Annotated in this window: 15 protein-coding genes; 13 read left to right on the plus strand and 2 right to left on the minus strand. The window is 68.4% G+C overall.

The window, feature by feature from the left end:
* Positions 1-86 precede the first annotated feature (86 nt).
* The 4 genes from rpsF (at position 87) to rplI (ending at position 1,832) form a co-directional block, all read left to right on the plus strand.
* Positions 87-386: a 30S ribosomal protein S6 gene (gene rpsF / locus LBC97_06430; GenBank protein MDR2565685.1), complete on the plus strand. Its 300-nt coding sequence runs from the start codon at positions 87-89 to the stop codon at positions 384-386.
* Position 387: 1 nt separating this feature from the next.
* Positions 388-1,011 carry a single-stranded DNA-binding protein gene (locus LBC97_06435; GenBank protein MDR2565686.1) on the plus strand — a complete coding sequence of 208 codons (624 nt, stop codon included), beginning with the start codon at positions 388-390 and terminating at the stop codon, positions 1,009-1,011.
* A 103-nt stretch (positions 1,012-1,114) separates the two neighbouring features.
* Positions 1,115-1,351 carry a 30S ribosomal protein S18 gene (gene rpsR, locus LBC97_06440; protein ID MDR2565687.1) on the plus strand — a complete coding sequence of 79 codons (237 nt, stop codon included), beginning with the start codon at positions 1,115-1,117 and terminating at the stop codon, positions 1,349-1,351.
* A gap of 31 nt (positions 1,352-1,382) precedes the next feature.
* Positions 1,383-1,832, plus strand: coding sequence for a 50S ribosomal protein L9 (gene rplI, locus LBC97_06445; protein ID MDR2565688.1), 450 nt, complete (start codon positions 1,383-1,385; stop codon positions 1,830-1,832).
* 513 nt (positions 1,833-2,345) lie between these two features.
* On the opposite strand, the gene LBC97_06450 is transcribed toward rplI, so the two are convergent.
* Positions 2,346-2,660: a hypothetical protein gene (locus LBC97_06450; protein ID MDR2565689.1), complete on the minus strand. Its 315-nt coding sequence runs from the start codon at positions 2,658-2,660 to the stop codon at positions 2,346-2,348.
* Between the two features lie 233 nt (positions 2,661-2,893).
* Between LBC97_06450 and LBC97_06455 the strand changes: the two genes are divergently transcribed.
* The 8 genes from LBC97_06455 (at position 2,894) to purQ (ending at position 7,636) form a co-directional block, all read left to right on the plus strand.
* Positions 2,894-3,220, plus strand: a complete 327-nt coding sequence (locus LBC97_06455) for a PadR family transcriptional regulator (protein MDR2565690.1) — start codon at positions 2,894-2,896, stop codon at positions 3,218-3,220.
* A gap of 12 nt (positions 3,221-3,232) precedes the next feature.
* Positions 3,233-4,093 (plus strand): pentapeptide repeat-containing protein, encoded by an 861-nt coding sequence (locus LBC97_06460; GenBank protein ID MDR2565691.1) that lies wholly within the window; start codon positions 3,233-3,235, stop codon positions 4,091-4,093.
* Positions 4,094-4,304: 211 nt separating this feature from the next.
* A complete protein-coding gene (locus LBC97_06465) occupies positions 4,305-4,670 on the plus strand; it encodes an Rv3235 family protein (GenBank protein MDR2565692.1) in 366 nt (121 codons plus the stop codon).
* A gap of 59 nt (positions 4,671-4,729) precedes the next feature.
* A complete protein-coding gene (locus tag LBC97_06470) occupies positions 4,730-5,008 on the plus strand; it encodes a DUF1778 domain-containing protein (protein MDR2565693.1) in 279 nt (92 codons plus the stop codon).
* Positions 5,005-5,526, plus strand: coding sequence for a GNAT family N-acetyltransferase (locus tag LBC97_06475; protein MDR2565694.1), 522 nt, complete (start codon positions 5,005-5,007; stop codon positions 5,524-5,526). Before LBC97_06470 ends, LBC97_06475 begins: the two co-directional genes overlap by 4 nt.
* A gap of 131 nt (positions 5,527-5,657) precedes the next feature.
* Complete coding sequence (locus LBC97_06480; GenBank protein MDR2565695.1) at positions 5,658-6,557, plus strand: phosphoribosylaminoimidazolesuccinocarboxamide synthase; 900 nt, start codon at positions 5,658-5,660, stop codon at positions 6,555-6,557.
* A gap of 81 nt (positions 6,558-6,638) precedes the next feature.
* Positions 6,639-6,917 carry a phosphoribosylformylglycinamidine synthase subunit PurS gene (locus tag LBC97_06485; protein ID MDR2565696.1) on the plus strand — a complete coding sequence of 93 codons (279 nt, stop codon included), beginning with the start codon at positions 6,639-6,641 and terminating at the stop codon, positions 6,915-6,917.
* Positions 6,914-7,636 carry a phosphoribosylformylglycinamidine synthase subunit PurQ gene (gene purQ, locus LBC97_06490; protein MDR2565697.1) on the plus strand — a complete coding sequence of 241 codons (723 nt, stop codon included), beginning with the start codon at positions 6,914-6,916 and terminating at the stop codon, positions 7,634-7,636. The genes LBC97_06485 and purQ overlap by 4 nt, the downstream gene beginning before the upstream one ends.
* Before the next feature lie 60 nt (positions 7,637-7,696).
* On the opposite strand, the gene purD is transcribed toward purQ, so the two are convergent.
* The gene (purD, locus tag LBC97_06495) at positions 7,697-8,950 is read right to left on the minus strand and encodes a phosphoribosylamine--glycine ligase (protein ID MDR2565698.1); all 1,254 of its coding nucleotides are present in this window, start codon (positions 8,948-8,950) and stop codon (positions 7,697-7,699) included.
* A gap of 461 nt (positions 8,951-9,411) precedes the next feature.
* On the opposite strand from purD, the gene LBC97_06500 reads away from it, so the two are divergent.
* The coding region (locus tag LBC97_06500; GenBank protein ID MDR2565699.1) for a sodium-translocating pyrophosphatase at positions 9,412-11,669 on the plus strand (2,258 nt) is incomplete at its 3' end.

The raw sequence follows: 11,669 nt of genomic DNA on the forward strand, positions 1-11,669 counted from the left end.
AACCGGCGCCGGCGGGCGGACGTGAACAGACCCTCCTGCCACGGAAAGACCGTGGCCGAACTAGACCGAAGGAGGTGGGTAGCTTCATGCGTCCATACGAAATCATGATCATCCTCGACCCGAATATCGAGGACAACGCGGTCCAGGTGACGCTGGACCGGTTCTTGAAGATCATCAAGGACGCCAAGGGCACCATTGACCAGACCGACATCTGGGGCAAGCGGCGCTTGGCGTATGACATCCTCAAGCACTCCGAGGGGATTTACGCGGTGATCAATTTCACGGCGGACTCGGGGGCGGCGAAGGAACTCGACCGCGTGCTGAACCTATCCGACTCGGTGCTGCGGACCAAGCTTCTGCGAGCCTATCCGGCGCCGGTGGCGTGACATGGCTGGCGACACGGTTATCACGGTGGTCGGCAACCTGACCGCCGATCCGGAACTGCGTTTCACCGCCAACGGCGCCACTCCGGTGGCGAACTTCACCGTCGCGTCCACCCCGCGCACCTACGACAGGGGCACGGGCGAATGGAAGGACGGCGAGGCCCTCTTCCTCCGCTGCTCCGTCTGGCGCGAGGCGGCGGAGAACGTGGCGGAATCCCTCACCAAGGGCATGCGCGTGATTGTGCAGGGCCGTCTCACGCAGCGCTCCTATGAGACCCGCGAGGGCGAGCGCCGCACCGTGGTGGAACTCCAAGTGGACGAGGTCGGCCCGTCGTTGCGTTACGCCTCCGCCAAAGTTCAGCGCAATCCAAGGAGCGGCGGGTACGATGCCGCCGGGTCGCCTGGCGCTGGAGGCGGCGGCTACGGCGGTCCCCCGCAGGGCGGCTACGGGCCTCCGGGCGGGGGCTACGGCGCGCCCGCAGGCGGATATGGCGCCCCGTCGGCCAGCGGCGGGTACGGGGCTCCGCCCCCGCCCCCTCAAGGGGGTAACTACGGCGGCGGCTCAACCGAGGACCGTTGGGCTGCGCCCGGCGTGGCCGGTTCCATTGACGACGAGCCTCCGTTCTAGGGATTTCTTGGCCGCTGACGTGCTCGGGCGCTGACTGGCGCCCAGACCTTGCGGGGAGCGGCCCCAACTGATCGTGGATTGACTGACAAACAAAGGAAGAATCATGGCTAAACCACCACTGCGTAAGCCGAAGAAGAAGGCGAACCCCCTGCGCCTGAACACCCAGGGTGAAATCGACTACAAGGACGTCGCGCTGCTGCGCAAGTTCGTCTCCGACCGGGGGAAGATCCGGGCCCGCCGGGTCACGGGCGTGTCGGTTCAGGAACAGCGCGCTATTGCGAAGGCGGTCAAGAACGCCCGCGAGATGGCGCTCTTGCCGTATTCGAGCGCGGGCCGCTGACCGGGCCTAACACAAGGAGAAACGACGAATCATGGCAAAGATCATTCTGACCCACGAGGTCTCCGGCCTGGGCCAGCCCGGCGACGTCCTTGAGGTCAAGGACGGGTACGCCCGCAATTACCTGGTGCCGCGCAAACTCGCCACGCCCTGGACCAAGGGCGCGGAGAAGCAGATCGTGGCGATGCGCCGCGCGACCAAGGCCCGCGAACTGGCAACCGTCGAAGACGCCCTGAACGCGGCCGACAAACTGCGTTCGGCCAGCGTCTCAGTGCCGGCCAAGGCCGGCTCCGGCGGGCGCCTGTTCGGCACGGTCACCACTGCGGACATCGCCGCCGCGGTCAAGTCCACGACGGGGTTCGACGTGGACAAGCGCAAGATCGAACTCCCGGGCCGCATCAAGACGACCGGCCAGTACACGGTGCAGGTGCGCTTGCACGATTCGGTGGTGGCCCCCATCGACATCGAGGTAGTCCCGGCCTGACCCGAAATGGGGAAGGTGCCTACTCCGGAAATGGGGACGGTACCTATTCCGCGCGCGGAATAGGTACCGTCCCCATTTCCGTCCGGACAGGCCCTTGGCCAATCAAACCCGTCCGAATCGCCGCGCCGGGCCCGATCCACCCCGGCAACTCCGGCCCCCACATCCGGGTTTGACACCACCCCCACGGTGGTGTCGATCACGGGTGTCCGCCGTCCTCGGCGCCGACCAACCCCGGCCACGTTTCCGCAGGCCACCGCCCCGCGCCCAAACCAGCCCGCCCCAACCCGACACCCCCCAACGACACCACCCCCACGGTGGTGTCAAACACGGGTGTCCCCGTCTTCGGCGCCAACCAGCCCCAGCCGCGTTTCCGCAGGCCACCGCCCTGCGCCCAAACCAGCCCGCCCCAACCTGACACCGCCCAACGACACCACCGCCACGGTGGTGTCAATGTCGGGTGTCCGCCGTCCGGCTTGGACAAGCACGGGCGCGTCCCAGCCCGTTGCCCCGGTTTCAGGCGGCGCCGGAAAACGCGTCCGGCGGCCACTGGACGTCGGCCTGGGCAGTGTCGGCTGGCTCTGCCGCTCTCGCCTTCTCGCTGGTGCCCACCGCGACCAAGGACGGAATCGTGGCCAGCAGCAACGCGCCGAACGCCCACGACACGACCCCCGTCCTAGCGGGCCAGGGTGCCAGGTCGGACGCCTGAGCGGCCAGCCACATCGAAATCATGGCGGAGGCGGTCGGCAGGATCCCACGCAGCGCGCCCAACACCCGCCCACAACACCTGACCGCGATCCGCGCCGAGGGCGTGGAAGTGCTCCAGCCCACCGAATTGCCCAAGGCCGAACCCCCGGAATCGGAAACCGGGGGCTCCTGACCGGGCGGAGGCCGGACGGGTGTGACAACCCTTCGTCTCCTCTGAGCCGCTGTCACTCTCCCGGAACGGTTCGATAAGGCGCTGGCACGAGCGTCGCCAAGCGGAAACGGCGGCGGACGCAGCCCGCCTCTGTACCTTGTCAGATGAGGTACATCCGTGTATGGTGTACTTCAGGAGGTGCGGTATGAACGAGGCCCTGCCCCCGGACCTGGTCCGGGGCAACATCGACACCATGATCCTGCGGACCTTGCTGCGGCAGGACCGTTACGGGTATGAGATAGCGAAGACGATCGCGGCGGCATCGGCGGGGGAATACGAACCCAAAGAGGCCACCCTGTACTCAAGCTTGCGACGGCTGGAAACCAACGGGTTCGTGCGGGCGTACTGGGGGGACGAGTCGTTGGGGGGGCGCCGCAAGTACTACGCCGTGACCGATGCCGGCCGCGCGGCCCACGCTCACAACAAGGCCGCCTGGGAGCGGGCCAAGAGCCTGCTCGACGCGTTGCTATAGGAGGAAGAACCCATGACTGACCAAATCGACGCCCTGTTGAACGACCTGTTCGCGGGCCTGGACGACCTGCCGGGGGTCGCGGACCTCCGCCATGAGATAGGCGTTGACCTCAGGGAACGCTTCGCGGACCTGATGGAATCCGGCCTGGATCAGGAGGCCGCGCTGGCCGCCACGGCCGAATCTGTCGGGGATCTGCGCCAAATGCTGGAACACCTGGGCGACGACGTCCCGGCGGCCCAAGGCCAGACCGGCGAAAAGGCGGCGCCGGGAGCGGCCTCCGCGCCGCCCGGAAACGAGCCGGGGCCGGGGTTGGCCGCCGCCTCGAACTTCCGGGCGGTGCCCTTGAAAGGCGTCGACTTCCGGGGCATCGCCATGGTCGGGGCGGACTTCAGACGCAGCTTGCTGGTCGGTTCGGACTTCGGCGGCGCGAGCCTGCCCCGCGCGCAGTTCAAACAGGCGTTGTTGCGGCGCGTGGTGTTCGACGGCGCCGATCTGACCGAGGCCGACTTTTCCGCGGCCGACGCCACGGGCGCGTCCTTCGCCAACGCCAACTTGACGAATGTGCGCTGGCACACCGGCAACCTCCGGGGCATGGACTTGCGCACCGCGACGCTGGTGGGAACCCAGTTCAAGTACTGCTCGCTGCGCGGCGTGGTCTTCGACGGCAACCGACTGGAAGGGGTGGCCTTCGACGCGGCCGACTTGACGGGGGCCTCCATGCGCCAATGCGTGCTGAACCAAGTCTCCTTCCGCCACGTCGCCAAGCGGGCTATCGCGTCAATCGCCTTCGAGGACACCGTCATGGACCGGCTCACCTACACGCAGTTGCTGTCCACGGGCGCCAAGCCGCCCAACGGCGTCACCGTGGCGTAGGTCCGGCCGCGAGTGCAGGATCTGTAGCGTAGAACCGCGTATTAGCTGGTCAGACCACAGTTGGCGGTGGCGGCGGCAAGACGCGAAGTGTTCAGTTATCCACAGATTTCCCGCAGTGGATTGCGCGGCTACGGCGCGCCCTGCACGCTGGAGGCAAGACTCGGCCGCGGCGGCGCGGCGTTCACAGCATTCAGCGACAAGGGGGACCTCGATGGATGATCACACAGGGCTGTGGGACGGAATTGTGCCGGGGCCCGTCCGCTTGGCGGAAGTGGAGTCGCGTGCCCGCTTTATCGCCGGCACCGCGCTGACCGCCGTCCACGGCTACCCGCCGCCGGCGCGGTTCGCGCCGTACCTGACGGAGGAGCTTTTCCGGTCGCTGGTGGCCCGCGCCAGAGCACGCACCGTGCGCACCGGCCGCCCAGGCTACCGGGGCCGCACCTACCTCTGCCGCATCAACCGAAGGGTCGTCGAGGCCACCGTCGTGGCCAGCAACCACACATCGATCAGAACGGTGGCCATGCGCCTGGAGCAAGTGGGCGGCGTCTGGCGTGCCAGCGAGCTCTTAATCATCTAACCGAAAAGAGCTTCAAGCACTGCAAACTGTTTGCTCACATTTGTAGTACAGTGAACCGCATGGCGCTCACAGTCAAGGACCGAAGGCTGGAGGCCCGGATATCCGCCGCGACCGACGCCCTGCTGGGGCATGCGGCAGACGTCCTCGGCGAGTCCCGGTCGGTCTTTGTGGTCCGGTCGGTCGAGGAGCGGGCTGAGCGGGTCCTGGCCCGCAATGACGCCACGGTGCTCAGCGAAACTGAATTCGACGCCGTCATGGCGAGCCTCACAGGCGAGGGCTGGGAGCTCCCCAAGCTGGCGCGGGCCGCTCGCGGACCGCGCCCGTATTCCCGCAGATGAGCTGCGGCCCCTGGCGGGCGGCACCGCTGTCCGAAGCCCACGACCTATCTGAGTTCTCCTGCGGCAAGTCGCCGCTCGACAATTGGCTGAGGGGCAGCGCCCGCCGGGCCGACAGGCAGAACACCGCCCGCACCTACGTCTGGGAGGACGCGAACCTGGCCGTCGTCGCCTACTTCGCTGTCGCGCCCACCGCCGTCAGCCGGGTCGGCCTGCCCCGCTCCGCCAGCGGGGGCGCGAGTGTGATTCCGTCCTATCTCCTTGCCAAGCTCGCGTTGGATCAACGCCTGCAAGGCCAAGGCCTGGGCACGTTCCTGCTGCTGGACGCGCTCGAGACCATCTGCTCCGCCGCCCGCACGGGCGCTGGCAGGCTGGTCGTCGTGGACGCCATCGACCATGCGGCGCTCTCGTTCTACCTCGCCCACGGCTTTCGCCCCCTCGGGGAAGGCCCCCGCGCTTACCTCCCGGTCGCCGCCGCCGAGCGGGTGACGAGGAACCACGCCGAGTCGCCGCAAGTCTGAGCGGTTCCCCGACATGCGCCCGGCGCCCCGAAGACTGCGCCGCGCGCCGCGGCGCCACATTTTCACTCGCGGAGTGGACCGAACAGCCTGGTGAAACGCGCCGGTCAAGACAAGATGACAGACTTGGACGCGTGACTACCTCAGAAGCTGTGAACCCCCTCGAACTTGAGGGCTGGGAATACGTGACCTCCGGCAAAATCCGCGACATCTACGAGCCGTCCGTCTACTCACCGTTCAGCGACGTGATCTTGGTGGTGACCACTGACAAGATCAGCGCCTACGACTACGTGATGCCGACCCTCATCCCGGACAAGGGCAAGATCCTGACGGCGCTGAGCGTCTGGTGGTTCGACCAATTGCGGGAGATCGTGCCCAACCACCTGGTGTCCTTGGAGGTGCCGGAGGCGGTCAAAGGCCGCGCCATGATCTGCCAGCGCCTGGTTATGTACCCGGTCGAATGCGTGGCTCGCGGCTACCTGACCGGCTCCGGACTGGCCGAATACCAGCGCACAGGCGAGGTGACGGGCATCAAGCTGCCGGAGGGGCTGAGCGACGGCGACCGCCTCCCGTACCCCATCTTCACGCCCGCGACCAAGGCCGAGCAGGGCGAACACGATGAGAACGTGCCGCTGAGCTACGTCGCGGAGCAGCTTGGGGCGGACACCGCCGAACGCCTCCGCGACACCACGCTCAAGCTCTACACCAGGGCTGAGGAGATCGCCCGCGAGCGCGGCCTGATCCTGGCGGACACCAAGTTCGAATTCGGCGCCGAAGCCGCGAACGGCCTGCTGACCTTGGGCGACGAGGTCCTCACCCCGGACTCGTCCCGGTACTGGGACGCCCGCTCCTGGGAGCCGGGCGGCCCGCAGCCCTCGTTCGACAAGCAGTTCCTGCGGGACTGGCTGACCAAGGAGTCGGGCTGGGACCGGAACTCGGAACCGCCGGCGCTGCCGGACGGCATCGTCGAAAAAACCCGCGAACGCTACATCGAGGCGTACGAGCGGTTGACGGGCATGGCGTTCTTCGCCTGACGCTCGCGCCTGGGAAGGCTCCCCGCGCGGGGTCGCTAGGCTGGTCGTGGCATTCCCACACCGACCTTTGAGAAGGGGATCATGGCACGAGTGATTGTTGACGTCATGCCCAAGCCGGAGTTGCTGGACCCGCAGGGCAAGGCTGTGGCCGGCGCGCTGCCGCGACTCGGCTTCACCCAGTTCCAAGCCGTCCGCCAGGGCAAACGCTTCGAGTTGGAGGCGGCGGGGCCGCCCACGCCGGAGTTGTTGGAGGCGGCCCGCCAGGCCGCGACGGTCGTGTTGTCGAACCCGGTGATCGAGGACGTGGTCTCGGTCCGCTTCGACCAAGCCGACGATGCCGTCGCGGGAGACCCGGCATGACCACCCGCATCGGGGTGGTCACCTTTCCGGGCACCCTCGACGATCGCGACGCTTTGCGCGCAGTCCGGCTGGCAGGCGCGGAGGGCGTGCCGCTTTGGCACGGCGACCGGTCGTTGCACGGGGTTGACGCGGTGGTGCTGCCGGGCGGTTTCTCCTACGGGGATTACCTGCGGGCGGGCGCGATCGCCCGGTTCGCGCCGGTCATGGAGTCGATCGTGGCCGCCGCGGGCGGCGGCCTGCCCGTCCTGGGGATCTGCAACGGCTTCCAGGTGCTGACCGAATCACACCTGCTGCCGGGGTCCATGGTCAAGAACAACCATCTGACGTTCATCTGCCGCGAACAGCGGCTGCGGGTTGAGAACAACGGGACAGCGTGGACCAACCAGTTCGCCCATGGCCAGGAGATCGTCATCCCCTTGAAGAACCAGGACGGCCAGTTCGTGGCGGACCAGCGGACTTTGGACCAGCTTGAGGCCGAAGGCCGCGTGGCGTTCCGCTACCAGGGCTGGAACCCGAACGGCTCGCGCCGGGACATCGCGGGCATCACGAACGAGGCGGGCAATGTGGTCGGGTTGATGCCGCACCCGGAGCATGCGGTCGAACAGGGCTTCGGCCCGGACTCGGCGGCCGGCCCAAGGGCCGGCCGGGACGGCCTTTCCTTCTTCGCCTCGGTGATCCACCACATGGCAGAAACGGGGACGGCTCTAGCCAGGGGCTGAAAGGAAACGGGGACGGTACCTATTTTCGGGCGTGCCCGAAAATAGGTACCGTCCCCGTTTCTAGAGAGCCGCGCGCAGCGCTATGTCGGTGCGGTGGTGGGAACCGTCCAGGTGGATGGCGCGGGCGCCGGCGTAAGCCCGGTCGCGGGCGGCGGCCAGGGTGGGGCCCAAGCCGACCACCGACAAGACGCGGCCTCCGGCCGCGACCAGGCGGCCGGCATCGTCCAACTTGGTGCCCGCCTGCAGGACGTAGACGCCCGGGATGGCGTTCGCCTGGTCAATGCCGGTGATCACGCCGCCGGTGACGGGCGTGCCGGGGTAGTTCTCGGCCGCGATGACCACGGTCACGGCCGCCTCCTCGGTCCAGACCAGCGGCCGCGCCCGGTCAAGGCGGCCCATGGCCGCGTCGAGGAGCAGCCCCGACAACGGGGTCTCCAGCCGGGCCAGCACCACTTGGGTCTCCGGGTCGCCGAAGCGGGCGTTGAACTCGACCACTTTGAGGCCCCGGCTGGTCAGCGCCAGGCCGCAGTAGAGGAGCCCCTGGAACGGAATGCCGCGCCGGCCCATTTCCGCGACCACCGGGCGGGCCACCCGGTCCAGCACCTGGCCGGTCAGGTCCGGGGGCGCCCACGGGAGCGGCGAGTACGCACCCATGCCGCCCGTGTTGGGGCCCTTGTCGTCGTCGTGGACGCGCTTGAAATCCTGGGCCGGGGCCAGCGGGAGCACGGTGGCGCCGTCCGTGACGCAGAACAAGGAGATCTCCGGGCCGTCCAGGTACTCCTCGATCACCACCGTGGAGCCCTCGTCGAAGCAGGCCTGCGCGTGGTCCAACGCAGCCTCGCGCGAATCTGTGACCACCACGCCCTTGCCTGCGGCCAGGCCGTCGTTCTTGACCACATACGGGGCGCCGAACCGGTCCAGCGCGGCGGCCGTCTGGGCGGGGGTCGCGGCGCTCACCGCGCCCGCCGTGGGAACCCCGGCCGCCCCCATGATCTCCTTGGCGAACGCCTTGGAGCCCTCCAGACGGGCCGCGGCGGCGCCGGGGCCGAAGCACGGAACCCTGGCGGCCCGCAGCGAGTCCGCCACGCCGTCAATCAGGGGCGCCTCCGGGCCGATTACCACAAGATCCGCCTTCAGGCGCCGGGCGAGCAGCGCCACCGCCGGACCCGAGGCGAGGTTCACTTCGTGGAGTTCGGCGAGCGTCCCTATGCCCGGGTTGCCGGGGGCCGCGTGCAATTGGTGGCCGCCCTCGCGGGCCAACGCGTGGACTATGGCGTGTTCGCGGGCTCCCGACCCGAGCACAAGGATCTTCACGGCCGTTAAGCCTAACGGGGCCACATGCGGGTCCGGTCCGCCGCCCGGTGCGACGGGGGCGACCGGGACGCCGGGCTGGCGACCGCGCCCAGGAGCGTGGTGAATAGCCACGCTCCGACCGCGTTGACCCAGGGCAACGGAACGCTGACCAGCGGAAACGCGGCAGGCGACCGCTGTCTCAAGCCTAGGAGGCCTGCTATTCACCGGCCTCCTAGGCGACGGCCTTTGGGCAGGTGGGGGCACGGCATCGGGCAATTGGAGAGGCGACCGGAGCAGGGGCGCCAAGCGGTGGGCCATTTGACCCGCCACATGGTATTTGGCCCCTTTGGGGGCATCCCCTAAGATGGGACGAACGTCCACCCCGAACAAAGAGGCCGCTGGCCTTGGCTGAGCGACCTCAAAGGCCTTACCCGGGCTTTTGAGCCGGGTCGAAGCAGACCTGACCTGAGGAGCAACGCAACATGATTGCTGAGACTGTGACTTCCCCGTTGACGGGGCCGCTGGCCGAAATCCTGGCGGCCGGCCAAGACCAAGTGGAATTCGGCGGCGGCTCAATGGCGATAGCGGGGATTGTCGCCGCCGTCGCTGTCGGGGCACTGGCCCTGGCGGCAGCGCTGCGGGCGAATGTCCTGGCCAACGACGACGGCTCGCCGAAGATGAAGGAAATCGCCGCGGCCGTCCAGCAAGGCGCCACCGCTTACCTAACCCGCCAATTCAAGACCCTGGGCGGGTTCGTAGTGGTGGTGACGGTGCTGCTGGCCCTGTTGCCGGGGACCGCCGCGGTCCGCACCGGGCGATCGGTCTCCTTCCTGGTCGGGGCGGCGTTCTCCGCCACGATCGGGTACCTGGGCATGTGGCTGGCCACACGGGCGAACTCGCGGGTCGCGGCGGCCGCAGCGGCGGGCGAGGGCGGCCGCGAAAAGGGCGCTGCCATCGCGTTTCGGACCGGCGGCGTGGTCGGCATGACGACTGTGGGGCTGGGGCTGCTCGGGGCCTCGGCGGTGGTGATCATCTTCCGCTCGGACGCGCCATCGGTGCTGGAGGGCTTCGGCTTCGGGGCCGCGCTGCTCGCCATGTTCATGCGCGTGGGCGGAGGCATCTTCACCAAGGCCGCGGACGTGGGCGCGGACCTGGTCGGCAAGGTGGAGCAGGGCATCCCGGAGGACGACCCGCGCAACGCCGCCACCATCGCGGACAACGTGGGCGACAACGTGGGCGACTGCGCCGGCATGGCCGCCGACCTGTTCGAATCCTATGCGGTCACCCTGGTCGCGTCCCTGATCCTGGGCAAGGCCGCCTTCGGCGAATCCGGCCTGGTGTTCCCGCTGATCGTGCCGGCGATCGGGGCCGTCACGGCCGGCATCGGCGTCTTCATCACCCGAGTGCGGCGCGGCGAACCGGGTCTGCGGGCCATCTACCGGGGCTTTTACCTGTCCGCGCTGATCGCCGCCGTGCTCACCGCCATCGCGGCGCTGCTCTACCTCCCGGACAGCTACGCCGATTTCGGCAACAAGGCGCTCGCCTCCCTGGGGGATTCAGACCCCCGGTTCGCGGTGATCGGGGCGGTCTTGATCGGCATTGTGCTGGCCGGGCTCATCCTGTGGATCACCGGCTACTTCACGGGCACAGACTCCCGCCCGACCCGGCACGTGGCGAAGACCTCCACCACCGGGCCGGCCACGGTGGTCCTGTCCGGGATAGGCGTGGGGTTCGAATCCGCCGTGTACACCGCGGGGACCATCGCCGCCGCGCTGTGCGGGCTGTTCCTCCTGTCCGGCGGCAACATTGTGATGGCGTTGTTCCTGGTGGCGTTGGCGGGCTGCGGTCTGCTCACCACCGTGGGCGTGATCGTGGCCATGGACACGTTCGGCCCGGTCTCCGACAACGCGCAGGGGATCGCGGAGATGTCCGGGGAGATCGGCGGCGAGGGCGCCCAGGCCCTGACCGACCTTGACGCGGTGGGTAACACGACCAAAGCGATCACGAAGGGGATCGCCATCGCCACGGCCGTTTTGGCCGCGACCGCGTTGTTCGGCTCCTACAACGATGCCGTCCAGTCCGCCATCGCCTCGCTGGGGGAGAAGATCGCCACCGGCGGTTTCCTGGATTCGATGAGCCAGTATTCGATCATCCAGCCGGTCACGCTGGTCGGGGTGATCTTGGGCGCCGCCGTGGTGTTCCTGTTCTCCGGGTTGGCGATCGATGCCGTCACCCGCGCCGCCGGGGCGATCGTCCTGGTGGTGCGCCGCCAGTTCCGCAACGAGCCCAGGATCATGACGGGCGAGGTCAAGCCGGACTACTCCGAGGTGGTGGACATCTGCACGCGGGACTCCCTGCGGGAGTTGGTCGCGCCCGGTCTGCTGGCCGCGTTCTCGCCGGTCGCGGTCGGGTTGGGCCTGGGGGTTGGCCCGCTGGCGGGCTTCCTGGGCGGAGCCATCGCCACCGGCCTGCTGATGGCGGTGTTCCTGGCGAACTCCGGCGGCGCGTGGGACAACGCCAAGAAACTGGTCGAGGACGGCCATTACGGCGGCAAGAACTCCGATTCGCACGCCGCCGCCGTCATTGGCGACACGGTGGGGGACCCGTTCAAGGACACCGCCGGCCCCGCCATCAACCCGCTGATCAAGGTCATGAACCTGGTCAGCGTCTTGATCGCGCCCCTGGTTGTGAACATGTCGATCGACGCGGACGCCAACCAGCCCCTGCGGGTTTTCTGCGC

The organism is Bifidobacteriaceae bacterium (genome assembly GCA_031281585.1).
Lineage (GTDB): Bacteria > Actinomycetota > Actinomycetes > Actinomycetales > WQXJ01 > JAIRTF01.

What these genes read in the sequence shown, in the direction of transcription:
- LBC97_06435 (MDR2565686.1), top strand. Translation starts at nt 388, where the DNA reads ATGGCTGGCGACACGGTTATCACGGTGGTCGGCAACCTGACCGCCGAT.
- LBC97_06470 (MDR2565693.1), top strand. Translation starts at nt 4,730, where the DNA reads ATGGCGCTCACAGTCAAGGACCGAAGGCTGGAGGCCCGGATATCCGCC.
- LBC97_06460 (MDR2565691.1), top strand. Translation starts at nt 3,233, where the DNA reads ATGACTGACCAAATCGACGCCCTGTTGAACGACCTGTTCGCGGGCCTG.
- LBC97_06455 (MDR2565690.1), top strand. Translation starts at nt 2,894, where the DNA reads ATGAACGAGGCCCTGCCCCCGGACCTGGTCCGGGGCAACATCGACACC.
- purQ (MDR2565697.1), top strand. Translation starts at nt 6,914, where the DNA reads ATGACCACCCGCATCGGGGTGGTCACCTTTCCGGGCACCCTCGACGAT.
- rpsF (MDR2565685.1), top strand. Translation starts at nt 87, where the DNA reads ATGCGTCCATACGAAATCATGATCATCCTCGACCCGAATATCGAGGAC.
- rpsR (MDR2565687.1), top strand. Translation starts at nt 1,115, where the DNA reads ATGGCTAAACCACCACTGCGTAAGCCGAAGAAGAAGGCGAACCCCCTG.
- LBC97_06465 (MDR2565692.1), top strand. Translation starts at nt 4,305, where the DNA reads ATGGATGATCACACAGGGCTGTGGGACGGAATTGTGCCGGGGCCCGTC.
- rplI (MDR2565688.1), top strand. Translation starts at nt 1,383, where the DNA reads ATGGCAAAGATCATTCTGACCCACGAGGTCTCCGGCCTGGGCCAGCCC.
- LBC97_06485 (MDR2565696.1), top strand. Translation starts at nt 6,639, where the DNA reads ATGGCACGAGTGATTGTTGACGTCATGCCCAAGCCGGAGTTGCTGGAC.
- LBC97_06475 (MDR2565694.1), top strand. Translation starts at nt 5,005, where the DNA reads ATGAGCTGCGGCCCCTGGCGGGCGGCACCGCTGTCCGAAGCCCACGAC.